Here is a 23355-nt window from a genome sequence, read left to right on the forward strand (position 1 = left end):
GGCCGGGGCGCCGCGGCGCCCGCCGCGTGGTCGTCGGCCTCGGCGCGGGCCTCGGGTACCTCGTGCTCGCGGTGCTCGCGGTCGCCGCCGCGTGGCTGCGCCCGTTCGGCGCCACCGACGCCGCGCTCGCCGCCCTGCGGCCCGACGCGACCGTCGACGTGCAGGAGCACGCCGGCTGGTACGCGTTCGTCCCGCGCGGCACGTCGCCCACGACCGGCCTCGTGTACTCGCCCGGTGCGCGCGTCGACGTGCGCGCGACCGCCGCCGTGCTGCGCCCCCTCGCCGAGCGGGGCTACCTCGTCGTCGCGCTCAAGGAGCCCCTCGGCATCGCCCTGACCTCGCCGCAGCAGTCCGCCGGCGCGATCGCCGCGTTCCCCGACGTCGCGCGCTGGGCGGTCGGCGGGCACTCGCTCGGCGGCGTCGCCGCGGCGTCCTTCGCCGCCACGCACGACGACGTCGACGGCCTGCTGCTGCACGCGTCGTACCCGCTCGGCGACATGAGCGGGGCCGACCTCGTCGTCGCGTCCGTCTCCGGGTCGCGCGACGGGCTCACGACCCCCGCCGATGTCGACGCGTCACGTGCCCACCTGCCGGCCGGCACGACGTTCACGCAGGTCGACGGCGCCGTCCACGCGTCCTTCGCCGACTACGGGCCGCAGCCGGGCGACGGCGAGCCCGGCGTCCCGCGCGCGCAGGCGCAGACCGCGATCGTCCGCGCGAGCCTCGACCTGCTCGTCGCGGTGGACCGCGGCTGACCAGCGCGGCGACGCCCCCGACGTGCCGCGTCCCCGCACCGGGTCGATGCTGGGGACAAGGGGGCAGGGCGCGACGACGAGGCGTGCCGCCGCACCGCCCCACGGCCGACGACGACGGGGGCTCGTCATGTGCACAGGGATCCGCTTCACCGACGCCGAGGGGCACGGCTACCTCGCCCGCAACCTCGACTGGACCACGGGCTACGGCCAGCGCGTCGTGGTCACGCCCACCGGCTACGCGCCGAGGTCGCCGTTCGGCGCGGTGCCGGACGTGCGGCACGCCGTCATCGGCATGGGCATCGTCGAGGAGGGCGTGCCCCTGTACTTCGACTGCGGCAACGACGCCGGGCTCGCCGTCGCGGGCCTCAACTTCCCCGGCTACGCGGACTACGCGCCGGGGCCGCGCGACGGCGCGACCAACGTCGCCGCGTACGAGCTGCCGCTGTGGGTGTGCTCGCAGTTCTCGAGCGTCGACGAGGTCGCCGCGGCGGCGCAGGACCTGGTGATCGTGGACAAGCCGATCAACGACCGGTTCCCCAGCTCGATGCTGCACTGGATCGTCGGCGACGCCGACCGCGCGATCGTCCTCGAGCAGACCGCCGACGGCCTGCACGTGCACGACGACGACGTCGACGTGCTGACCAACCAGCCCGGCTTCGGGTGGCACCACGAGAACCTGCGCAACTACCTCAACGCGTCGCCCGCGTACCCCGAGGAGGTCGCGCTCACGCGCGCGCGGCTGCACCCCTTCGGCTCCGGGGCCCACATGCGCGGCATCCCGGGCGACTACTCCTCGCCGTCCAGGTTCGTGCGCGCCGCCTACGCGCACGCCCACCACCCGGTGCGCGACTCCGAGGAGGAGAACGTGGTGCGCGCGTTCCGCACGCTGCAGCAGGTCGCGATGCTCGACGGCAGCGCCGCGATGGAGTCCGGCGAGTTCGAGATCACGATCTACACGGGCCTGTTCTCGTCCCGCACGTCGACGTACTACTGGTACACGTACGACGACCTGACGATCCGCAGCGTCGCGCTCGCCGACCACGCGCCCGCCGGCGGCGAGCTGGTCGTGGTGTGAGGTCGCCCCACGGGCGTCGTACGCCGGCGCGTGCGCGGCCTCCCGCCGCTCACGCGTCGGCGTACGACTCCACGACCGACAGGTCGAGCGCGAACTCCACCGGGTAGTCGCCGAACAGCAGGCGGCCAGCCTCGTCGGCGGCCGCGCGCACGGCGTCCGCCACCTGCGCGGCGTCCTGCGCGGGGGAGTGCACCACGACCTCGTCGTGCAGGAAGTACGCCAGGTGGGCGCGCCCGTCGCCGATGCCGCGCAGGCGGCGGCGCAACGCGGCCAGCCAGCACAGCGCCCACTCCGCGGCGGTGCCCTGCACGACGAAGTTGCGCGTGAACCGCCCGCGGTCGCGGGCGCGGCGGCGCACGTCCCGCACGTCCTCGACGTCCGCGCCCTCGGCGCCCGCCGCGCCCAGCCGGTCGAGGAACCCCGCGCTCGCGGGCGGCGACGTGCGCCCCAGCCACGTCGAGACCATCTCGCCGCGCTCGCCCGCGCGCGCCGCGTCCTCGACCAGCGCGACCGCCTGCGGGTACGCGCGCGTCAGGCGCGGCATGAGCATCGCGCTCGCGCCCGTCGTCGCGCCGTAGATCGCCCCCAACAACGCGTACTTGGCGTCGGTGCGGGTCGCGACGATCCCCGCGTCGGCGATGCCCTGGTACAGGTCGCTCGCGCGCGCGGCGTCGGACATCGCGCGGTCGCCCGACATCGCGGCCAGCACGCGCGGCTCGAGCTGGGCGGCGTCCGCGACGACGAGCCGCCACCCGGGGTCGGCGTGCGCGGCCGCCCGCAGCGACACGGGCAGCTGCAGCGCGCCGCCGCCGTCGGTCGCCCAGCGTCCCGTGACCACGCCGCCGACGACGTAGGTGGGCCGGAACCGGCCGTCGTGCACCCACGCGTCGAGCCACGCCCAGCCGTTCGCGCTCAGCAGCCGCGACAGCCGCTTGTACTCCAGCAGCGGCTCGACCACGGGGTGGTCGAGCTCGCGGACCTCCCACTTGCTGGTCGACGCGAGCGAGAACCCCTGGCGGCGCAGCGACGCGAGCAGGTGCGGCTGCGAGTCGGGGTTGAGGCGCGGGTCGTCGAGCAGCGTGCGGACCGTCGCCGCGAGCTCCTCGAGCCGCCGCGGCCGGCCGCCGCCCACGGGCCGCGGGCCGACGAGCGCGGTGAGCAGCGCGTCGTGCCGCACCGGGTCCCACGGCAGGCCGTCGTGCTGCATCTCGGCGGCGACGAGCGCGCCGCCCGACTCGGCCGCGAGCAGCAGCCGCAGCCGCCCGGGAGCGCTCGACCCCGCGACGGCGGCCAGCTGCGCGTGCAGCTCGGCGAGCAGCGCGGCCGCGGACGCCCCCGTGGACGCCTCCGCGGACGCCTCGTCGGGCGTCCCGGCGGTGCCGGGCGTGGGCGCCGACGCGGGCGGGGGCGTCGCGGCGCGCGCGTCGTCCTGCTCGTCGAGCTCGCGCAGCGCGTCAAGCAGGTCGGGCTCGTGGGGCGGCGGCTCGTCGGGCGGCGGCACGTCGAACGGGCCGGGCGGTGCCGTCTGCAGCGACGACCCGGCGGCGGCGCTCGCGTGGCGCAGGATCGCGTGGCACAGGCGCAGGTCGTGGCAGCGCTCGACGCGCACGCCCGCGCGCAGCAGGTCCGGGGCCCAGCGGCGCGTGTCGTCCCACACCCAGCGTGGACGGGACTCGGCCTCGGCGGCGGCGACGGCGTCGACCCACGCGTCGACGCCGACCGTCCGGGCGCCGGTCGGCCGGGCGTCCGCGTCGAGCGACGTCAGCGTGACGGTGCGCGCGGACGCGTCACGGGTGAGCAGGACGGACGCGGGCACGGCTCATCCTCGCGCGGACCACCGACACCGGGCGCCCGGTGCCAGCGGGGGCTCAGCGCGCGAGCGCCGCCCGGACCGCGGCGCCGGGCACCGCGAGCAGCGTCCCGCCGTCGTGCCCGTCGAGCGTCGCGACGAGGTCGGTCGTGTCGGGGTCGATGAGGAGCTGCACGTCGTCGTCGCCGCGCACGACGCCGGGCGTCCGCAGCGCCGCGGTGACGAGGTGGCACGGCCACTGCCGCCGGGTGACGCCGACGTCCTGCAGGAAGTGGACCACCAGGTGCTCGCCGTCGCGGTGCACGGTCGTCGCGACGGTGGCCGCGGTGTGCACGAGCACGCACTCCGCCGACGTCAGCACGGGTGTCGCCCCGGACTCGCGCATGGTTGCCGTCCCTCGGTGGTCGCCGTCGTGGTGGCCCTGCCCCTGCCCGACCGCGGCGGTGGCCGGGTCGCGAGGGACGCTATCCGGCCCCGCCGACACAGGGGGGTGGCGGAGCGGGTGAGATACGTCGCGATCGGGTGACGTGCGGCGGCGCGTGACCCGTGCGGGCCACGAACGGTGCGCGCGCGGGTGCTGCCGTGCGGCGGATCCGACGGTTTCCGCACGGTAGGTCTCCTGCGTTAGCGTCGGGAGCAGCCAGGTCGTATCGATCCGAACGTCGAAGAGGACCCCGTGGACACGCTCCCCTACCAGGACCCGTCGCTGCCCATCCCGCAGCGGGTCGCCGACCTGATCAGCCGCATGACCCTGCCCGAGAAGGCGGGTCAGATGCTGCAGCTCGACGCGCAGCCGGGCGTCGAGGACCTCGTGCTCGAGAAGCACGTGGGCTCGATCCTGCACGCGTCGCCGCAGCGCGTGCTCGAGGCGCTGGACGCGGTCGACCGCTCGCGCCTGCGGATCCCGCTGCTCATCGCCGACGACGCGATCCACGGCTACTCGTTCTGGCGCGGCGCGACGATCTTCCCGACGCAGCTCGGCGCGGCGGCGTCGTTCGACCCGGCCGCGGTCGAGGCGATGGCGCGCGTGACGGCCGTCGAGGTCTCCGCCACGGGGCTGCACTGGACGTTCTCGCCGGTCGTCTGCCTCACGCGCGACCTGCGCTGGGGCCGCGTCAACGAGACGTTCGGCGAGGACCCGTTCCTGCTGGGCGAGCTCGCGTCGGCGATGGTGCGCGGCTACCAGGGCGACGGCCTGACCGACCCGACGGCGGTCCTCGCGTGCGCCAAGCACTTCGCGGGGTACTCCGAGACGCAGGGCGGGCGCGACGCGTCCGAGGCGGACATCTCGCGCCGCAAGCTGCGCTCGTGGTTCCTGCCGCCGTTCGAGCGGGTCGCGCGCGAGGGCGCGCGCACGTTCATGATCGGCTACCAGTCGACCGACGGCGTGCCGATCGTCGTCAACAAGTGGCTGCTGCAGGACGTGCTGCGCGGCGAGTGGGGCTACACCGGCACCCTCATCACCGACTGGGACAACGTCGGGCGCATGGTGTGGGAGCAGAAGATCGCGGTCGACCCCGAGGACGCCGCCGCCAAGGCCGTCGCCGCGGGCAACGACATGGTGATGACGACGCCGTCGTTCTTCGAGGGCGTGCAGAAGGCCGTCGCCAACGGGCGCGTGTCGGAGGAGCAGCTCGACGCCGCCGTCGCGCGCATCCTCACGGTGAAGTTCGAGCTGGGCCTGTTCGAGGACCCGCGCCGCCCCGACCCGGTCCGCCAGGCCGAGGTCATCGGGTCCGACGAGCACCAGGACATCAACCTGCACGTCACGCGCAGGTCGCTCGTGCTGCTGCAGAACTCGGGCGTGCTGCCGCTGGGCGGCGGGCTCGTGTCCGACCGGGACGGCCGCGCCACGGCGCCCGACGGGTCGGCGCCCGCGCCGCTGCGGCTCGCGCTGGTCGGCCCCAACGCCGACGACGTCGACGCGCAGCTCGGCGACTGGGCGGGCCGCTCGGGCCAGGTCGACTGGATGCGCGAGGAGGGCCACCCGCGCGAGATGACCGAGACGGTCCTCGACGGCCTGCGGGGCCTGCTGCCCGAGACGTGGGAGCTCACGTACGCGAAGGGCGCCGAGATCGGCTGGCTCGGCCCGGACCCCGAGGGCGAGTTCCACCCCGACGGGCAGCCGCGCATGCCGATCATGCACGCGGCCGAGCCGGACGCGGCGATGATCGCGGAGGCCGTGGCCGCCGCCGAGGCGGCCGACCACGTCGTGGCCGTCGTCGGCGACACGATCGGCCTCATGGGCGAGACGCGCTCGACCGCGACGCTCGACCTCGTGGGCGGGCAGGTCGCGCTGCTCGACGCGCTCGCGGCCACCGGCACGCCCATGACGGTCGTCGTCATCGCGTCCAAGCCGCTCGTGCTGCCGGACTCGGCCCTGGCGGCCGACGCGATCGTGTGGGCCGCGAACCCCGGCATGCGCGGCGGGCGCGCGATCGCCGAGCTGCTGCTCGGCACGATCGACCCGGCCGGCCGCCTGCCGGTGACGTTCCCGCGGCACGTCGGCCAACAGCCGGTCTACTACAACCAGCTGCGCGGCCAGCACGGCAACCGGTACGCCGACCTCACGCAGGACCCGGCGTTCGCGTTCGGCGAGGGGCTGTCGTACTCGACGGTCGAGTACTCCGACCTCACGGTCGCCGAGCCGGTGCTGGGCCGGGACGACGTGGTGCGCGCCCGGGTCACGGTGACGAACACGGGCACGCGCCCGTCGCACGAGGTCGTGCAGGTGTACGTGAGCGACCTCGTGACGTCGCTGACGTGGGCGGACAAGGAGCTCAAGGCGTACCGCCACGTCGACGTCGCACCGGGCGAGTCGGTCGTGGTCGACGTCGAGCTGCCGGTCGCGGACTGCACGATCGTCGACGCCGAGGGTGCGCGGGTCGTGGAGCCGGGCGACTTCGAGCTGCTGGTCGGCCGGTCGTCGCGCGACCGCGACCTGCTGCGCGCGGGGTTCTCGGTCACGGCCTGACCGGACGTCGTCGAGGGGCCGGGGCGGCGGGTGCCGCCCCGGCCCCTCGTGCATCCCGCGACGCATCTCTTGCCGTGTTGGAAAGCGAGACGTAGTCTTTCCGCCATGGAAAACGATTCAGATCTCGCCGACCCTCGTCACGCCTCCGCCGCGCTCGAGGCGCTCGAGGCCGACCGCGCGAGCATCGCGGCGCGGGTCGCGTCGCCAGGCTGGTACCTGACCGGGATCTCTGCCCTCGTCGCGGTGTTCGTCGCTGGCCCGGCCCTCGGCGGCGACCGGTCGGGACTGTTCGCGATGCTCGCGTTGGGTCCGATCGTGCTCGCCGTCGTGCGCGACCGTCGGCGTCGTGTCCGCCCGCCCAAGGTCGGCGGCGTCGCCTGGGGTTGGGTACTGCTGCTCCTCGCGGTCGTCCTGCTGCTGCTCAGCATCTCGTTCGGACTCGCCGCCGGCGGGCTCGCCCCATGGGCGGCGCTGCCGGCGCTCGCCGCCGCCGGTGCGACCTTCATGGTCGGACGCCGCCTCGACGCCCAGCTCCGGCGGCAGGTCGCCCGTGTCCGCTGAGGCGCAGCGCGACGTGCACTTCGACGAGCTCATCCACGCGCCCGTCCGGCTGCGGGTCTGCGGGCTGCTGGCCGCGGCCGAGGAGGTCGAGTTCTCGGTGGTGCGCGACGCCGTCGACGTGTCCGACGCGACGCTGTCCAAGCACGTCAAGGTCCTCGTCGACGCGGGCTACGCGGCCGTGCGCAAGGCGCCGTCGTCGGTCCGGAGCGACGCGCGGCTCCTCACGTGGCTCCGCCTGACGCCCGCGGGGCGCCGCGCGTTCTCCGCCCACGTCGCCGCGCTCCGCGCGATCGCCGAGGGCCTCACCCCATGACCGGACGGTCGGTCCCGCCCCCCGCCCCCGTGAGACGTCAATCCAGCCCACCCCGGCTGGCGTGAGATGTCGATCCAGTCCACCCCTGCTGGCGTGAGACGTCGATCCAGTCCACCCCTGCTGGCGTGAGAGGTCGATTCAGTCCACCCCGCTCGCGTGAGACGCCGGCAGCGCACCCGTCCGCCGGGAGCGGGCGATCACGCCCCGTACCGGGGTCCGCTCCGGGGCGTCGCCGCGACGGCCGGTGACGAGCCGTCGACCGCTCGGTGACGATCGGTCGAACCTTGCCGGACGACCGGACGACCCGGACCGCGTCCGGCCGGCTGGAGCAGCACGATGACCCGGTGACCGTCCCGTCCGCACCGCCCGCCCACCACGTCCGTCCGTCCAGCGTGCCGCCCGTGCCGTCCGCCGTCGGCGCGCAGGTGCTGCGGGGCCCCCGGGTGACCGCCGCCGCCGAGGTCGCGGCACCGACCGCGCACGTCGCTGGCGTCGTGCCCCGGCGCCTCGGCCAGGTCGCCGTCCCCGTGCGGGCCGTGCGGGCGGTCGACCGGGTCGCCGACGTCGAGATCCTGTTCCGCGCACCGGCGTGCCAGGGTGTCGTCGTGCGCGACGACGACGCGGGTCGAGCGGGGCTGCTGACGCGTCACCGCTTCACCGAGGTCATGACCGGGCGCCTGGGCTACGGCCGTGCGGTGCTCGCGCGCCGCGTCGTGGGGGAGGTCGCCGACTGGTCGCCGCTCGTGCTCGACGCGTCGACGAGCGTCGTCGACGCCGCGCGCGCCGCGATGGCCCGCGACGCCGCGGTCCGGCACGACGACGTCCTCGTGCCCGGCCCGTCGTGGTCCGCCGCGAGCACGGCCGACCTGGTGCAGGCCCTCACGGCGGCCGTGGCCGACCGCTCGGCCCGCGACCCGCTCACCGGCACGCTGAGCCGCGCGCACCTCGTGGCGACGACCGCGCGCTGGGCGTCCGACGCGCTGCCCGGCACGCAGCGCCGCCTCCTGCTCGCGGCGGTCGACGTGGACCGCATGGACGACGTCAACGCGACGCACGGCCTCGCCGCCGGCGACGCGCTGCTGCGGGCGCTGGCCGACCGCGTCGCGGCCGCGGTGCCCGACGGCGGCGTCGTGGCCCGTCTCGACGGCGACGCGTTCGCGGCGCTCGTGCTGCTGCCCGCGGTCCACGAGCACCGTGCGCGCGAGGTCGTCGCGTCGCTGCGGCAGCGGCTGCACGGCGCATGCGCGGACCTCGGCGTCGACGTGCGCGTCGCGGTCACCGCGTCGGTCGCGGGGTGGGCCGACGCGGGACTGCTGCTCCTGGAGGTCGAGCGCGAGCTGCGCTCGACCCGCACCCACGGCACCACGACGTCGTCGCCCTCGTCGGGCGCCGCGCGCGCCACGCTCCCCACGCGCCACTGACCCCACCCGTGAGAGGGCGATCCGGTCCGGCGTGCGGGTCGTGGGTCAGCCCGGCCGGCGGTGGTGGAGGAGACTCGATCGCGCTCTCGCGGCAGGGGGGGCCTTCTCGAGGCGTGGGTGGGCGGCGCAGGCGGGTGGGTCGTACGGCGCACGCTCCCCCTGCGCGTGAGAGGGCGATCCAGTCCTGCGTGCGCCTCGTGGCACCGGCTGGCCGCGGCGAACGTGACTCGATCGCACTCTCGCGGTGGGGGTGGGGCGGGCGGGGTCCGTCAGCGGGCGGGCGGCGAGGGGCGTCAGCGGGTCGGGCGTGCCCCGAACGCCTCGGGCACGGCCTCGGCGAGCGCGCGCGTCTCGGGGTGCTGCGGGTCGCGCAGCACGTCGCGCAGCGGCCCGGACTCCACGATCGCGCCCTCGGCGAGCACGAGCACGTGCGACGTCAGGCGGTCGAGCAGGCGCACGTCGTGCGACGCGACCAGCAGGCCGATGCCGTCGGCGCGCACCAGGTCGCGGATGTCGCCCGCGATCTCCTCGCGCATCGCGGGGTCGACGGCGGTCAGCGGCTCGTCGAGCAGCAGCAGGTCGGGGCGCGCGGCCAGCGCGCGGGCGATCGCGACGCGCTGGCGCTCGCCGCCCGAGAGCGTGCCGACGCGGCGCGTGACGAACCGGATGGGCATGCCGACGACGGCCAGCGCGGCCTCGACGTCGTTGCTCGTGGTGCGGCCGGCCTTGCGGGCCTCGGTGAACGCGTCCTGGACGGTCTGCTCGACCGTGCGCTGCACGTCGATGCCCGCGAGCCCGTTCTGGTGCACGGTGCGCAGGCGCGCCTTGACCTCCTTGCGGCGGCGCATCGGGGTCTTGCCGACCGGGATGCCGTCGAGCGTCACCTGGCCCTGCGCGGGGCGCATGCCGCCGCCGAGGATCTCGACGAGCGTGGACTTGCCGACGCCCGAGCGGCCCAGCAGCCCGACCGCGTCACCGGGGCGCAGCGTGAGGTCGACGCCCGCGAGGACGGGCGGGCCGCCGTAGCCGGCCCAGACGTCGGTGGCCTCGAGGACTGCGCGGGTGCTGCTCATGCGTGCTGCTCGTCTCGTCTCGTCGTCGGCGCCCGGCCGGGTCGCCCTGCTGGTCCCAACGTACGGGCCGCGCCGGGAGATCCCATGATCCGCGCGCGGGTCCGGCGCGGGTCGCGGGCGGCCCCGCGTCAGCCGCGCGGCCGGTACGGGCCGGTGCTGCCGCGCACCACGAGCTCGGTGGGCACGGACTCGAAGCTGCCCTCGCGGCGCCCGGACTCGATGGCCTCGAACAGCTTGAGCACGGCCACGCGGCCGGACTCGTCGAACCGCTGGCGAACGGTCGTGAGCGGGGGCCACAGCCACCCGGACTCGTCGATGTCGTCGAACCCGACGACCGACACGTCGTCGGGCACGCGCCGTCCGGCCTCGTGCAGCGCGCGCAGCAGCCCGACGGCCATCTGGTCGTTGGCGCTGAACACCGCGCTGACCGTGGGGTCGGCCGCGAGCGTGCGCCCGGCCTCGTACCCGGACGCGGCGCTCCAGTCGCCGCGCACGACGGGCGGCACGTCGCGGCCCGCGGCGCGCAGCAGCCGCTCCCACTCGGCCTCGCGCTCGGAGGCGGAGTGGGACGTGGTCGGGCCGCCGACCATGTGGACGGTGGGGTGGCCGAGGCCGAGCAGGTGCTCGACGGCCTGGCGCGCGCCGCCGCGCTGGTCGGCGTCGACCGCGGGCCGGTCGCCCGGCGCGGCGGAGTCGAGGATGACGACGGGCGTCGCGGACGGGATCTGCGTCGAGTTCTCGAGGTGGATGTGCTCGTCGCGGATGACGAGGATGCCGTCGACCGACTTCTCGTCGAGGTGCGTGAACGCCGTGCTGATGTCGGACTCGCTGGTCGAGCGCACGGGGTTGAGGACGATCGAGTAGCCGCGGTGCGCGGCGGCCTCGGCGAGCGCGTCGATCGACCGCGTGTTCCCGTACGACGCGAGGTCGTAGACGATGACGCCGATGGTGCGGAACGACCCGCGGCGCAGCGCGCGCGCCGCGCTGTTGGGGCGGTAGCCGAGGCTGTCCATCGCGGCGAGCACGGCGTCGCGCGTGCCGGGCGCGACCTTGGGGCTGCCGTTGGTCACGCGCGACACGGTCTGGGTCGACACGCCGGCGAGGCGTGCGACGTCGATGAGGGACACGCCCCGGCCGTCCGCGGCGGGTGGCTCGCTCGTCATCGTGGGGGTCTCCGGTCGCTGCTGGCGTCGTGGGGGACCGTACCGCGACGCCGGTCGGCAGCTGTGCCGGGGGTCCGGATCGCGGTCCGATCACGGTTCGATCACGTCGGTTGACGCGGCTCGATGAGGCCATGTTAACGTCAACACATCCGATGTCGACGTTAACACCGTCGACGGGTGGCCGACACAGGAGTCGGCAGCCGAAGGGAGACGACGATGTCCGTGGCGGCAGCACCGCCCCCGGCGCTCGCGGAGACAGCCCCGCGCCGCCGGACCCAGCGCTCGTTCACGGGCCTGTTCTTCACCGCGCCGTTCCTCGCGGTGTTCGCGTTCGTGTTCGTCACGCCGGTCCTCTACGCGCTCTACCTCAGTTTCTTCCGCGACCGGCTCGTGGGCGGGCGCTCCTTCGTGGGCGTCGAGAACTACGTCCAGGTCTTCGGCGACGCGAAGTTCTGGGAGGGCGCCGGACGCGTCGGGCTGTTCCTCGCCGTCCAGGTGCCGGTCATGCTCGCGCTCGCGCTCGTCGCGGCCCTCGCGATCGACAGCGCACGGCTGTACGGCACCGGCTTCTTCCGCATCGCGATCTTCCTGCCGTATGCCGTGCCCGGCGTCGTCGCCGTCCTCATGTGGGGCTTCATGTACGGCGACCGCTTCGGCCTCGCCGGCAACATCAACGACCTGCTCGGCAGCCAGGTGCTCGCACCGCTCACGCCGCAGTGGATCCTGGTCGCGATCGGCAACATCGTGACCTGGCAGTTCGTGGGCTACAACATGCTGATCTTCTACTCGTCGCTCAAGACGATCCCGAGCGAGCTGTACGAGGCCGCCGCGATCGACGGCGCGGGCCCCCTGCGCATCGTCCGGGCCATCAAGATCCCCGCCCTGCGGGGCGCGATCGTCATCGCCACGATCTTCTCGATCATCGGCTCGATGCAGCTCTTCAACGAGCCGAACATCCTGCGCACGATCGTCCCGAACGTGATCTCGACCTTCTACACGCCCAACATGTACGCCTACAACCTGTCGTTCGTCGGGCAGCAGGTCACCTACGCCGCGACCGTCGCGATCGTCATGGGCGTGATCACGGGCGTGATCGCCTACGTCGTGCAGCTGCGCGGGCAGCGGGAGGCCACGCGATGACCGCCGCCACGACCCCGCGCCTGCGCCGCGCCGCGGCCCCGCGGCTCGACACCCGCGCCGACCGTCCCGTGCGCCGCTCGCCGGGCCTGACGATCGCGATGACGCTGTTCCTCGTCTACTCGCTCGTGCCGCTCGCGTGGCTCGTCATCAACGCGACCAAGACGCAGCCCGGCCTGCTCGACTCGTTCGGCCTGTGGTTCGCCGACGACTTCGCGCTGGTCGACAACGTCCGGCAGGTGCTCACCTACAACGACGGCATCTTCGTGCGCTGGTTCGCCAACACGCTGCTGTACGTCGTGGTGGGCGCCGGGGGAGCGACGGTCCTCGCGACCTTCGCCGGCTACGGCCTGGCCAAGTTCGACTTCCCCGGCAAGCGCGCGGTGTTCGCGGTCGTGCTCGGGTCCATCGCGATCCCCGGCACCGCGCTCGCGGTCCCGACGTTCCTCATGTTCTCCGAGCTGGGCCTGACCAACACCATCTGGGCGATCATCATCCCGTCGCTCATCTCGCCCTTCGGGCTGTACCTCGTGTGGATCTTCGCGCAGGACTCCGTGCCCACCGAGGTGCTCGAGGCGGCCCGCGTCGACGGCGCGAGCGAGCTGCGCACGTTCCTCACGATCGCGCTGCGCATGATGGTGCCGGGCATCGTCACCGTGCTGCTGTTCGCTGTCGTCGCGACGTGGAACAACTACTTCCTGCCGCTGATCATGCTCAACGACCCCGCGCTGTTCCCGCTGACCATCGGTCTGCAGAACTGGAACGCGCAGGCGGTCGGGGTCGGCTCGACGCCGATCTTCCACCTGGTCATCACCGGGTCGGTGCTGACGATCCTGCCGATCGTCGTCGCCTTCCTCCTCCTGCAGCGCTACTGGCAGTCCGGCCTCACCGCCGGGAGCGTCAAGGCGTGACGAGCGTCCCGGGCGCGGGAGTGCGCCCGGGCACCCCACCCCCCCGGCCCGTCGGGCCCACACGATGAAGTGGAAGGACACCCCATGGATGCACGGACCCACCGGCGGCCCCGCGCGGTGCTCGCCGCGGTCGCGCTCGTCGCGACGCTCGGTCTGACGGCCTGCTCGGGCGGCGACGACGGCGGCAGCGGGGGCGGCGGGGGCGGCGACGCCTCGGCCGACGCGGTCGACGCGGCTCTCGAGAAGGGTGGCGAGATCACGTACTGGACGTGGACGCCGTCCGCCGAGGCGCAGGTCGCCGCGTTCGAGGACGCGTACCCGAACGTCAAGGTCAAGCTCGTCGACACCGCGGCGGCCGCCGACCACAACCTGCGCCTGCAGAACGCGATCACCGCCGGCAGCGGCGCGCCCGACGTCGCGCAGCTCGAGTACCAGTCGCTGCCGCAGTTCGTGCTGCCCGGCAGCCTCGTCGACCTCACCGAGTACGGGTTCGCGGACCTGGAGGACAAGTACACGGCCTCGACGTGGGGCTCGGTGACCATCCAGGACGGCATCTGGGGCCTGCCGCAGGACTCCGGCCCGATGGCGCTGTTCTACAACAAGCGCGTCTTCGACGAGAACGGCATCACGGTCCCGACGACGTGGGACGAGTACGTCGAGGCGGGCCGCAAGCTGCACGCCGCGGACCCGACGAAGTACATCACCAACGACGCGGGCGGCGACGCGGGCTTCGGCACGTCGATGATCTGGCAGGCCGGCGGCCGGCCGTTCCAGGTCGACGGCGAGACGGTGACGATCGACCTGCAGGACGAGGGCGCGCAGCGCTGGGCCGACACGTGGAACACGCTCGTGCAGGAGGAGCTCGTCTCGGAGATCTCCGGCTGGAGCGACGAGTGGTTCGCCGCGCTGGCCGACGGCTCGATCGCGTCGCTGCCCATCGGCGCCTGGATGCCGGGCGTGCTGGAGTCCGGCGCGGCGGGCGGGTCGGGCGACTGGGCCGTCGCGCCCATGCCGACGTACGACGGCGGTGAGGCCGTCACGGCGGAGAACGGCGGCTCGGCGCAGGTCGTGCTCGAGCAGTCGAAGAACAAGGCGCTCGCGGCCGGGTTCCTGCGCTGGCTGAACTCGTCGCAGGACTCGATCGACGTCTTCCTGGAGTCCGGCGGCTTCCCCGCCACGGTCGCGGACCTCGAGTCCGACGACTTCCTCAACCAGGAGTCGGAGTACTTCGGCGGGCAGCAGATCAACAAGGTGCTGGTCGACGCCGCGAACTCGGTCGGCAAGGGCTGGCAGTACCTGCCGTGGCAGGCCTACGCCAACAGCATCTACTCCGACACGGTCGGCCAGTCGTACCTCAACCGCGCCGACATCAACGACGGCCTCAAGGCGTGGCAGGAGCAGAACGTCACGTACGGCCAGGAGCAGGGCTACACGGTCGAGGAGGGCTGACCCGCCGGGTGCGCCCGGCCGGCACCCCCTCGGCCGGCCGGGCGCACCCGCCCCTCGCCCTCGCGCGCCCCGCCCGCACCACCCGAGCACCACCGCACCACCCGGAAGGACGCACCCGTGCCCGCACAGCCCCGCATCCGCTACGGCGGCGACTACAACCCCGAGCAGTGGCCGCAGGAGGTGTGGGACGAGGACGTGCGGCTGATGCGCCGCGCGCACGTGACGACGGCGACGGTCGGGGTGTTCTCGTGGTCGCGTCTCGAGCCCCGCCCGGGGGAGTACGACTTCGCGTGGCTCGACGACGTGCTCGACCGCCTGCACGCCGGGGGCGTGCGCGTCGACCTCGCGACGGCGACCGCGTCGCCGCCCGCGTGGTTCGCGCAGCGGTACCCGGACTCGCTCCCGGTCACCGAGGACGGCGTGCGGCTCGCGTTCGGGTCGCGGCAGCACTACTCGCCGTCGTCGCCGGACTACCGGCGGCACGCGCTCGCGCTCGTCGAGCAGGTGGTGCGGCGGTACGCCGACCACCCGGCGCTCGAGATGTGGCACGTCAACAACGAGTACGGCTGCCACGCCGCGCTGTCGTACGACGTGCACACGGTCGCCGCGTTCCGGGCGTGGCTGCAGGACCGCTACGGCACGGTCGACGAGCTCAACCGCGCGTGGGGCACCGACTTCTGGTCGCAGCGCTACGCGGCGTTCGACCAGGTGGGCGTGCCGTCGGCCGCCCCGTCGTTCCGCAACCCCGGTCAGCTCCTGGACTTCCGGCGCTTCAGCTCCGACGCGATGCTCGCGCTGCACCGCGCCGAGGTCGAGGTGATCCGCCGCCACAGCCCGGACGTGCCGATCACGACCAACTTCATGGGCTTCTTCCCGCACACCGACTACTGGGCGTGGGCGCGGCACGTCGACGTCGTCAGCGACGACTCCTACCCGGACCCGGCCGACCCGGCCGCGCACGTGCGGCTCGCCGCGCAGCGCGACCTCATGCGCGGCCTGGGCCAGGGGCGGCCGTGGCTGCTCATGGAGCAGGCGACGAGCGCCGTCAACTGGCGCGAGCGCAACGCGCCCCGCCCGCGCGGGCAGCACCGCGCGCACTCGCTGCAGGCCGTCGCGCGCGGCGCCGACGGGGTCCTGCACTTCCAGTGGCGGCAGTCCGCGGCCGGGGCCGAGCGGTTCCACTCGGCGATGCTGCCGCACGCGGGCGAGGACACGCGGCTGTTCCGCGACGTCGTCGCGCTCGGCGAGGAGCTCGCGGGCCTGTCCGACCTCGTGGGGCAGGGTGTCGACGCGCGCGTCGCGATCGTCCTCGACTGGGACGCGTGGTGGGCGCTCGACCAGCCCGCGACGCCCGCGCGGCTCGACTACGTCGACCGGTTCCTCGACTGGTACGCGCCGTTCCTGCGCCGCGGCGTGACGGTCGACGTCGTCGCCGCGGGCGCCGACGTCACCGGGTACGACCTGGTCGTCGTGCCGCTGCTGCACGCCGCGCAACGCGAGCACCTCGAGGCCTACGACGCGTACGTGCGCGGCGGCGGGCACCTGGTCGTCACCTACGCGACCGCGCTGGTCGACCAGGACCTGCACGTGTACCTCGGCGGGTACCTCGGGCCCCTGCGAGGGACGCTCGGCGTACGCGTCGAGGAGGTCGCGCCGACGGCCGGGCCCGACGGCGGCCCCGGGTCGGGGCTGCGCCTCGCCGGCGAGGTCGCCGGTGACGCGTCGCTCTGGCAGGACGTCCTGGTGGTCGACGACGCGCAGGTCGTCGCGACGTTCGCCGACGGGCACGCCGCCGGGGGAGCGGCCGTCACGCGCCGCGCGCACGGCGACGGCGCCGCCTGGTACGTCGCGACGCAGCCAGCCGGGGACGTGCTCGACGCGCTCGCGGACCGCTGGCTGCGCGAGGCCGGCGTGCCCGCGCTGCTCGCCGCGCCGGTGGCGGGGGTCGAGGCCGTGCGCCGCGGCGACCGCCTCGTCGTCGTCAACCACACCGCCGCGCCCGTGTCGCTCGCCGTCGCCGGGCGGCGCGTGGACCTCGACGCGCACGACGCGCACGTGCTGGACGCGGGGGCGGACGCGTGAGCACGTTCGAGATCGGCGAGCGTGACTTCCTGCTCGACGGGCGCCCGCACCGCGTCGTGTCCGGGGCGCTGCACTACTTCCGCGTGCACCCCGACCTGTGGGCCGACCGCATCCGCTCGGCGCGCCTGCTGGGGCTCAACACGATCGAGACGTACGTCGCGTGGAACTTCCACGCGCCGCGCCGCGGCGAGTTCGACCTCACGGGCCCGCGCGACCTGGGCCGGTTCCTCGACCTCGTGGCCGCCGAGGGCATGCACGCGATCGTGCGCCCCGGCCCGTACATCTGCGCCGAGTGGGACAACGGCGGCCTGCCCGCGTGGCTGCTGGCCGACCCGAGCATCGGCGTGCGGCGCCACGAGCCCGGGTTCATGGCGGCGATCGGCGAGTACCTCGACGCGGTCCTGCCCGTGGTCGCGGCGCGCCAGGTGGACCGCGGCGGGCCCGTGGTCGCGGTGCAGGTCGAGAACGAGTACGGCGCGTACGGCGACGACAAGGGCTACCTGCAGGCGCTCGTCGACCTCACGCGCGCGGGCGGCATCACGGTGCCGCTGTTCACGTGCGACCAGGCCGACGACGCGATGCTCGAGCGCGGCGGGCTGCCTGGGCTGCTGCGCACCGCGACGTTCGGGTCGCGCGCGGCCGAGCGGCTGGCGATCCTGCGGCGGCACCAGCCGACGGGCCCGCTCATGTGCATGGAGTTCTGGAACGGCTGGTTCGACTCGTGGGGTCTGCCGCACCACGTCGCGCCCGCCGAGGCGAACGCGCAGGACCTCGACGACCTGCTCGCCGCGGGCGCGTCGGTCAACCTCTACATGGTGCACGGCGGCACGAACCTGGGGCTGACGAACGGCGCCAACCACAAGGGCACCTACCTGCCCATCACGACGTCGTACGACTACGACGCCCCGATCGCCGAGCACGGTGCGGCGACGGCCAAGTACCACGCGATGCGCGCCGTGCTCGCGCGGCACGTGCCCGTGCCCGACGAGCTGCCGGACGCCCGTCCGCCCGCGCCGGTGCGGGAGGTCGCCCTGACGCACCGCGCGCCGCTGGCCGCGCTCCTCGACGTCGTGGCGGGCGTGCCGCGCGCGTGGGACCACGTGCCGACGGCCGACGAGGCCGGCCACTGGAACGGGTTCGTCGTGTACCGCACGCGCGTGCGCGCCGACGACCGCGTGCTCGTGGTCGGCGAGGTGCGCGACCGCGCCGTCGTGCTGCTCGACGGCGAGCCGGTCGGCGTGCTGTCCCGCACCGCGCACGAGCACGTGCTGCCGCTGCCGGCACGTGCGGGCGAGCTCACGGTGCTCGTCGAGGACCAGGGGCGCGTCAACTACGGCCCGCGCATCGGCGAGCCCAAGGGGCTCGTCGGTCCCGTGCGCACCGCGGTGCGCGAGCTCACCGCGTGGACGACGTCCGCGCTGCTCGTGGACCCGCTGCCCGCGGCCGCGACCGACCGGCTCGCGCCCGTGCCCGCCGACGAGCCCGTCGCGGGCCCCGCGCTGCTCGCGGGAGCGTTCGACGCCGAGCCCGGGGTCGACCACTTCTGGTCGACCGACGGGTGGGGCAAGGGTCTGGTGTGGGTCAACGGCACGCTGCTCGGGCGCTACTGGTCGGCCATGCCGACGCGCACGCTCTACGTGCCGGGCCCGCTGGTGCGCGAGCGCAACGAGGTCGTGGTCCTCGAGCTCGGCGGCGCGGTCGACGCGGTCGTGCGGTGCGTCGCGGAGCCCGTGCTCGGGCCGGTCGACGTCTGACGGGACCGTCGGCCGACGTCTGACGGGACCGTCGGCCGACGTCTGACGGGGCCGCCGGTCGACGTCCGACGCGACCGCCGGTCGACGTCCGACGCCGGCCGACGTGGTCCGTCGACCGGCCCTCGCTCGAGCAAGCCGGCGCCGTCCCGGTCCGTGGGACGAGGTCGTGACGAGATCGGGCTGACGTCGCTCATCCGCCGTGAGGCTGACGTCAGCCCGGTCTCGTCGGCCGCGCGTCTCGCGGTACGGGCGGACCCGGGTGGGGGGCCGTCGGAGCCGGTCGGGCCGGGCGGGACCGGTCGCGGGCCGGGCGAGGGCGGGTCGACGCCGGTCGGTGCCGACGGGAGCCGGTCCGTGCGGTGCTCAGCGTCGCCGGGCGACCAGCACCGCGTCCCGCACGGCCACCTCGACCCCGTCGTGCTCGATCGTCCGCTCGAGCACCTGCGGCTCGATCGCGTCCCACTGCGCCGGGTCGAGGTCGGCCGCCACCTGCTCGGCCGTGTGCCCGAGGCGCGCGAGGTGCGGGCGCGGCACGGGCCCGTCGACGTCCGACAGGTCGTGCCCCACGACGAGGAGCGTGCCGCGGGGCGCGACCGCGTCAGCCAGCCACCCCCAGCCCCGGCCGCCCTCGGCGTGCAGGTAGTGCGACGTCACGAGGTCGTACCGGGCGGGCGGCACCCACGTGCGCAGGTCGGCCTCGACCCACGTGACGTCGAGCCCGCGCCTGGCGGCCTCGGTGGCGCCCCGGTCGAGCGCCGTGCGGGAGGCGTCCACGGCGGTCACACGCCAGCCGCGCGCCGCGAGCCACAGCGCGTCGCCGCCCTCGCCCGCACCGGCGTCGAGCGCGGTGCCCGGCGGCAGATCGCACGCGACCTGCGCGAGCGACGCGTTGACCCGCCCGCTCCACAGCGTGCCGCGCGTGCGGTACCGCTCCTCCCACCAGACGGGGTCGAGCGTCACCGCGGGGTCGTCGAGGTCGTCGTGGCGCTGGTCGTGGTGCATGGTCTCTCCTCGGTCGTGGAGCTGGTCCGTCGGTGGGGTGGGCTGGATCGCGCTCTCGCGGTGGGGTGGGGTGGGCTGGATCGCGCTCTCGCGGGGGTGTCGTGCTCCCGGGGTGGGCTGGATCGCCCTCTCGCGACGTGGGGGCGGCGCCGGCGGTGCGGTCCGGGGTCAGGGGCGGGTCGTGACGCGGGCAGCGCGGGCGGCGGCGACGTCGGCCGTCACGAGCGACGCGTTGACGTGCGCGCCCGCGAGCGAGCCGGCCGCGATGCTCGCGGCGAGCGCGTGCTGCGGGCCGGTGACGTTGCCCGCGGCCCAGACGCCCGGCACGGACGTCGCGCCGGTCGCGTCCACCGCCACGGCGCGACCGACGTCCTCGCCCAGGAAGTCGAGCGCGGTGGTCTGCAGGCCGAGGCCGTCGACCACCGCGTCGTCGAGCACCGCGCGTGTCCCGACGAACACCGCGTCGCACGGCACGACGTCGCCGTCGGCCGGCACGAGCCCGGTCAGGGCGTCGTCCTCGACCTGCACGGACGCGACCCGGCCGGGCACGACGCGCACGCCGCGCGCGGCCAGGTCGGCGCGCTGCTCGGCGTCGGGCGCGAACGCGTCGTGCGTGAGCAGCGTGACGTCGGCGCTGAGCTGGCGGACCAGCAGCGCGGCGTGCACGGCGCGCGGGCCGGTCGCGAGCACCGCGAGGCGCCGGTCGCGGACCTCCCAGCCGTGGCAGTAGGGGCAGTGCAGCACGTCGCGTCCCCAGCGCTCGCGCAGGCCCGGGACGTCGGGCAGCACGTCGCGCATGCCCGTCGCGACCACGAGCCGGCGTGCGCGGTGCGTCCGGTCGTCGGTCGTCGTGACCTCGAACGCGGGCTCGGCGGCGGGGCCGGGCGCGGGGACCGTCCGCGCGGCGACGACCCGGGCGCTCGCCACCTCGACGCCGTAGCGGGCGACCTCGTCGCGGCCCGCGGCGAGCAGCGCGGACGGCGGCGTGCCGTCGTGCGTGAGCAGGTTGTGGGCGTGCGGCGAGGTCGCGTTGCGCGGCTCGCCGGCGTCGAGGACGCGCACGGTGCGGCGCGAGCGACCGAGGCTCAGCGCGGCGGACAGGCCCGCGGCGCCGCCGCCGAGCACGAGGACGTCGACCGGGGTCAGAGGTGCGTCAGGCATGGCACGAGCCTGCGCGGCGTCGTGCCGTCTTGACAAGAGCCGTTGCCATCATGGCAAATGGAGCCGTGGACGACCTCGACGCGGTGCTCGACACCGTCGGCCCCCGGCTGCGCGCGCTCCGTGAGCAGCGCGGCGCGACGCTCGCCGACGTCGCGGGCGTCACCGGCGTCTCCGTCAGCACGCTGTCGCGCCTCGAGTCGGGCCTGCGCCGCCCCACGCTCGAGCTGCTGCTGCCGCTCGCGCGGTTCCACGACGTGACGATCGACGAGCTCGTCGACGTCCCCGCGGGCGACGACCCGCGCGTGCCCGCGCACCCCACGGTCCGCCACGGCGTGACGTACGTGCCGCTGAGCCGCCGCACCGAGGGCCCCCGCGCGTTCCGGATGGTCTACCCGCCGCGCGTGCACGCCGACACCGACCGCGAGCCCCGCGTGCACGACGGCTACGAGTGGCTGTACGTGCTCTCCGGCTCGCTGCGGCTCGTGCTCGCCGGGCGCGAGCTCGACCTGGCCGCGGGCGAGGCCGCCGAGTTCGACACACGCGTGCCGCACTGGCTCGGCAACGTGTCCGACGGCGCCACCGAGGTGCTCGCGGTGTACGGGCCGCAGGGCGAGCGCATGCACGTGCGCGCGCGTCCGCGGCGTCGCGACTGACCGGTCACCGTCCGGTCCGTGGGACGGCCGGCGGGCGAGCCCGGGCTCGCGACCGGTGCAGGGCTGGCCCGGCGGACCGAGCCCGGTCTCGCGGTGGCCGCCGCCCGGATCGTGGATCACCGGGGCGTCCGTGGCGCGCCAGGCGGTCCGGTGACGGAGCGCCTGGGGCACCGTCACCCGGCTCAGCCGAGCGTCGCGGCCACCACCAGCAGCACCGGCACGCACAGCACCGTCGAGACGAGCCCGGCGTCGCGCGCGAGCGCCTCGCCGTGGCGGTAGCGCATCGCGTACACCAGCACGTTCTGCGCGGTCGGCAGCGCCGCCATCGCGACGACCGCGAGCAGCGCGGGCGCCGGCAGCCCGAGCGCGGTGCCGACGCCCCACGCCACGAGCGGGTGCACCGCCGCCCGCAGCGCGACGGCGAGCGCGAGGTCGCGCCGGGGCGCGCGGCCCCCCGTGCCGCGCGGGGCCGCGAGCGACAGTCCGAACGTCACGAGCGCGAGCGGCGCCGCGGCCGCGCCGACCAGCCGGAACGGCTCGTACAGCGTCTCGGGCGCCGACCACGGCAGGGCCGCGAGCGCGAGGCCGGCGAGCGTCGCGAGGATGATCGGGTTGGTCAGCGTGCGACGCGCGACGGCGGCGGCGCGGAGCCGCGCGGGCACCGGATCGGCCGGGACGGCCCCGGTGCCCGTCGTCCCGCGGTCGGGTGCGTCGACGGCGCCGTCCCGCGCCGCGTCGTCCTGACCGGCCCGTTCGCGCGCCGCGTGCGCGTCGAGCACCGTGAACGCGACGGGTGCCAGCACGAGCAGCTGGAACAGCAGCGTCGGGACGACCGCGACCGGGTCGTCGAGCAGGTACACGGCGAGCGGCAGCCCGATGTTGCCGGCGTTGACGTAGGACGACGCGAGCGTGCCGACCGTGACGTCGGCGGCCGGGCGCCGCCAGACCACGCGCAGGACCAGCGCGGCCGTCGCCGCGACGAGGGCCGTGCTCGCCCACGTGGCGGCCGCCGTGCGGGACACCAGCAGGTGCAGGTCGGCGTGCGCGACGGTCGACAGCAGCAGCGCGGGCGTCGCGACCGCGAACACGACGCGCGCGAGCACGGGCGCCGCGCGCTCGCCGAGCACGTGCCACCGCCCGAGCGCCCAGCCGAGCGCGACCACGGCCGCCATGGTGCCCAGCGCTGTGAGGACGGCGGTCATCGACGCGGGTCCCGGGTCACGCGTCGATCCTCGCACGGGGCGCCCGCGCCTCGGAAAGCGCTAGCCGTCGGGTCGCGCGCACGGCTCTCCGCGCGGCGCGGCCCGCCCCGGCGCCGACCTCGTCCGGGATGTCCGACCACGTCACGCGCGTGTGACACCGCGCGCGCGGCGGTGCGACGGCGGCAACGCGCACGCAACGCCCGCGACACGTCCGGCTGCGAGCCTTCCCGGGCGCAGGGGGCGCCGCCTCGGTCACGCCGGATCTCCGGCGTCGGCCGTCCGTCCCCGGAAGGACCCGCCCATGCGCGACCGCTCACCCGGCACGAGGGCGCGACGCCGTGCGCTGCACGCGACCGTCGCCGCCCTCGGCCTGCTCCTCGTCGCCGCGGCCCCCGCCGCCGCCGCGCCCGCCGTCGACGAGGTCGCCCTCACCGGCCCGACCGCCGCCGTCCCCGCGGGCGCGTCGGTCGACGTGCGGCTCGACCTGCGAGCGGCCGCCGACGTGTACGCCTACGAGGCGACGCTCGCGTTCGACCCCGCCCTGCTCGCGTACGACCAGGTCACCGACGTCCCCGCCGGCGGTTTCGACGACGTCACGACGGCCCCGGGCGGTGTCACCGTGCGGCACACGCGTCTCGGCACGTCGCCGTCGCTCACGGGCGACGTCACGACGACCGTGCGTCTCACGGCCCTCGCCGGCGGCACCGCGACGGTCCGGCTCGCCGACCTGACGCTCGTCGGCTCCGACGCCGCCACCGACACCCGGGCGGACGTCGCGTCGCTCGACGTCGTCGTGACGCCCGCCCCGACGCCGACGCCGACCCCGCCCGCCCCGACCGCACCCGCGCCGTCGCCTTCC

20 protein-coding genes are annotated in these 23355 nt (G+C 75.3%); 13 read left to right on the forward strand and 7 right to left on the reverse strand.

Annotated elements, in window-relative coordinates; translation table 11 throughout:
• Nucleotides 1-755 (forward strand): alpha/beta hydrolase (locus tag CS2_RS12410; protein ID WP_156442126.1); only part of this gene is annotated, 755 nt, incomplete at its 5' end.
• A 127-nt stretch (nt 756-882) separates the two neighbouring features.
• Nucleotides 883-1830, forward strand: a complete 948-nt coding sequence (bsh, locus tag CS2_RS12415) for a choloylglycine hydrolase (protein WP_070320226.1) — start codon at nt 883-885, stop codon at nt 1828-1830.
• Between the two features lie 49 nt (nt 1831-1879).
• On the opposite strand, the gene CS2_RS12420 is transcribed toward bsh, so the two are convergent.
• Both CS2_RS12420 and CS2_RS12425 read right to left on the reverse strand, forming a co-directional pair.
• Complete coding sequence (locus CS2_RS12420) at nt 1880-3646, reverse strand: bifunctional 3'-5' exonuclease/DNA polymerase (RefSeq protein ID WP_070320227.1); 1767 nt, start codon at nt 3644-3646, stop codon at nt 1880-1882.
• A gap of 52 nt (nt 3647-3698) precedes the next feature.
• Nucleotides 3699-4025 carry a hypothetical protein gene (locus tag CS2_RS12425; RefSeq protein WP_046529260.1) on the reverse strand — a complete coding sequence of 109 codons (327 nt, stop codon included), beginning with the start codon at nt 4023-4025 and terminating at the stop codon, nt 3699-3701.
• A gap of 291 nt (nt 4026-4316) precedes the next feature.
• Here CS2_RS12425 and CS2_RS12430 point away from each other — a divergent pair, with 291 nt between their 5' ends.
• From CS2_RS12430 to CS2_RS12445, 4 genes are all read left to right on the forward strand, one after another.
• The gene (locus CS2_RS12430; protein ID WP_070320228.1) at nt 4317-6614 is read left to right on the forward strand and encodes an exo-beta-d-1,3/1,6-glucosidase; all 2298 of its coding nucleotides are present in this window, start codon (nt 4317-4319) and stop codon (nt 6612-6614) included.
• Between the two features lie 105 nt (nt 6615-6719).
• Nucleotides 6720-7175 carry a hypothetical protein gene (locus CS2_RS12435; protein WP_070320229.1) on the forward strand — a complete coding sequence of 152 codons (456 nt, stop codon included), beginning with the start codon at nt 6720-6722 and terminating at the stop codon, nt 7173-7175.
• Nucleotides 7165-7488, forward strand: coding sequence for a transcriptional regulator (locus CS2_RS12440; RefSeq protein WP_217997388.1), 324 nt, complete (start codon nt 7165-7167; stop codon nt 7486-7488). Before CS2_RS12435 ends, CS2_RS12440 begins: the two co-directional genes overlap by 11 nt.
• Nucleotides 7489-7832: 344 nt before the next feature.
• Nucleotides 7833-8909 (forward strand): GGDEF domain-containing protein, encoded by a 1077-nt coding sequence (locus tag CS2_RS12445; protein ID WP_070320230.1) that lies wholly within the window; start codon nt 7833-7835, stop codon nt 8907-8909.
• A gap of 293 nt (nt 8910-9202) precedes the next feature.
• On the opposite strand, the gene CS2_RS12450 is transcribed toward CS2_RS12445, so the two are convergent.
• Both CS2_RS12450 and CS2_RS12455 read right to left on the reverse strand, forming a co-directional pair.
• Nucleotides 9203-9982, reverse strand: a complete 780-nt coding sequence (locus CS2_RS12450) for an ATP-binding cassette domain-containing protein (RefSeq protein WP_070320231.1) — start codon at nt 9980-9982, stop codon at nt 9203-9205.
• Nucleotides 9983-10110: 128 nt separating this feature from the next.
• The gene (locus CS2_RS12455; RefSeq protein ID WP_070320232.1) at nt 10111-11145 is read right to left on the reverse strand and encodes a LacI family DNA-binding transcriptional regulator; all 1035 of its coding nucleotides are present in this window, start codon (nt 11143-11145) and stop codon (nt 10111-10113) included.
• Nucleotides 11146-11361: 216 nt separating this feature from the next.
• Between CS2_RS12455 and CS2_RS12460 the strand changes: the two genes are divergently transcribed.
• The 5 genes from CS2_RS12460 to CS2_RS12480 all read left to right on the forward strand — a co-directional run bounded on the left by CS2_RS12460 (nt 11362) and on the right by CS2_RS12480 (nt 18478).
• Nucleotides 11362-12285: a carbohydrate ABC transporter permease gene (locus CS2_RS12460; protein ID WP_046529254.1), complete on the forward strand. Its 924-nt coding sequence runs from the start codon at nt 11362-11364 to the stop codon at nt 12283-12285.
• The gene (locus CS2_RS12465) at nt 12282-13193 is read left to right on the forward strand and encodes a carbohydrate ABC transporter permease (RefSeq protein ID WP_046529253.1); all 912 of its coding nucleotides are present in this window, start codon (nt 12282-12284) and stop codon (nt 13191-13193) included. The genes CS2_RS12460 and CS2_RS12465 overlap by 4 nt, the downstream gene beginning before the upstream one ends.
• An 84-nt stretch (nt 13194-13277) precedes the next feature.
• Nucleotides 13278-14642 carry an ABC transporter substrate-binding protein gene (locus tag CS2_RS12470; protein ID WP_070320233.1) on the forward strand — a complete coding sequence of 455 codons (1365 nt, stop codon included), beginning with the start codon at nt 13278-13280 and terminating at the stop codon, nt 14640-14642.
• Between the two features lie 117 nt (nt 14643-14759).
• Nucleotides 14760-16724, forward strand: coding sequence for a beta-galactosidase (locus CS2_RS12475; protein ID WP_070320234.1), 1965 nt, complete (start codon nt 14760-14762; stop codon nt 16722-16724).
• Complete coding sequence (locus tag CS2_RS12480; RefSeq protein WP_070320235.1) at nt 16721-18478, forward strand: glycoside hydrolase family 35 protein; 1758 nt, start codon at nt 16721-16723, stop codon at nt 18476-18478. The genes CS2_RS12475 and CS2_RS12480 overlap by 4 nt, the downstream gene beginning before the upstream one ends.
• Before the next feature lie 363 nt (nt 18479-18841).
• On the opposite strand, the gene CS2_RS12485 is transcribed toward CS2_RS12480, so the two are convergent.
• A complete protein-coding gene (locus tag CS2_RS12485; protein ID WP_082740194.1) occupies nt 18842-19480 on the reverse strand; it encodes a class I SAM-dependent methyltransferase in 639 nt (212 codons plus the stop codon).
• Nucleotides 19481-19648: 168 nt separating this feature from the next.
• Nucleotides 19649-20641 carry an NAD(P)/FAD-dependent oxidoreductase gene (locus CS2_RS12490; protein WP_070320236.1) on the reverse strand — a complete coding sequence of 331 codons (993 nt, stop codon included), beginning with the start codon at nt 20639-20641 and terminating at the stop codon, nt 19649-19651.
• Between the two features lie 65 nt (nt 20642-20706).
• Here CS2_RS12490 and CS2_RS12495 point away from each other — a divergent pair, with 65 nt between their 5' ends.
• On the forward strand, nt 20707-21294 hold the full coding sequence (locus CS2_RS12495; protein ID WP_233421174.1) for a helix-turn-helix domain-containing protein: 588 nt from the start codon (nt 20707-20709) through the stop codon (nt 21292-21294).
• A 182-nt stretch (nt 21295-21476) separates the two neighbouring features.
• Here the strand turns inward: CS2_RS12495 and CS2_RS12500 are convergent, their stop codons facing one another.
• On the reverse strand, nt 21477-22496 hold the full coding sequence (locus CS2_RS12500; protein ID WP_070320238.1) for an AEC family transporter: 1020 nt from the start codon (nt 22494-22496) through the stop codon (nt 21477-21479).
• Nucleotides 22497-22797: 301 nt separating this feature from the next.
• Here CS2_RS12500 and CS2_RS12505 point away from each other — a divergent pair.
• On the forward strand, nt 22798-23355 hold a 558-nt coding region (locus CS2_RS12505), incomplete at its 3' end, for a cohesin domain-containing protein (RefSeq protein ID WP_070320239.1).

Origin of the sequence: Cellulomonas iranensis NBRC 101100 = JCM 18110 (assembly GCF_001552375.1) — a bacterium.
Lineage (GTDB): Bacteria > Actinomycetota > Actinomycetes > Actinomycetales > Cellulomonadaceae > Cellulomonas > Cellulomonas iranensis.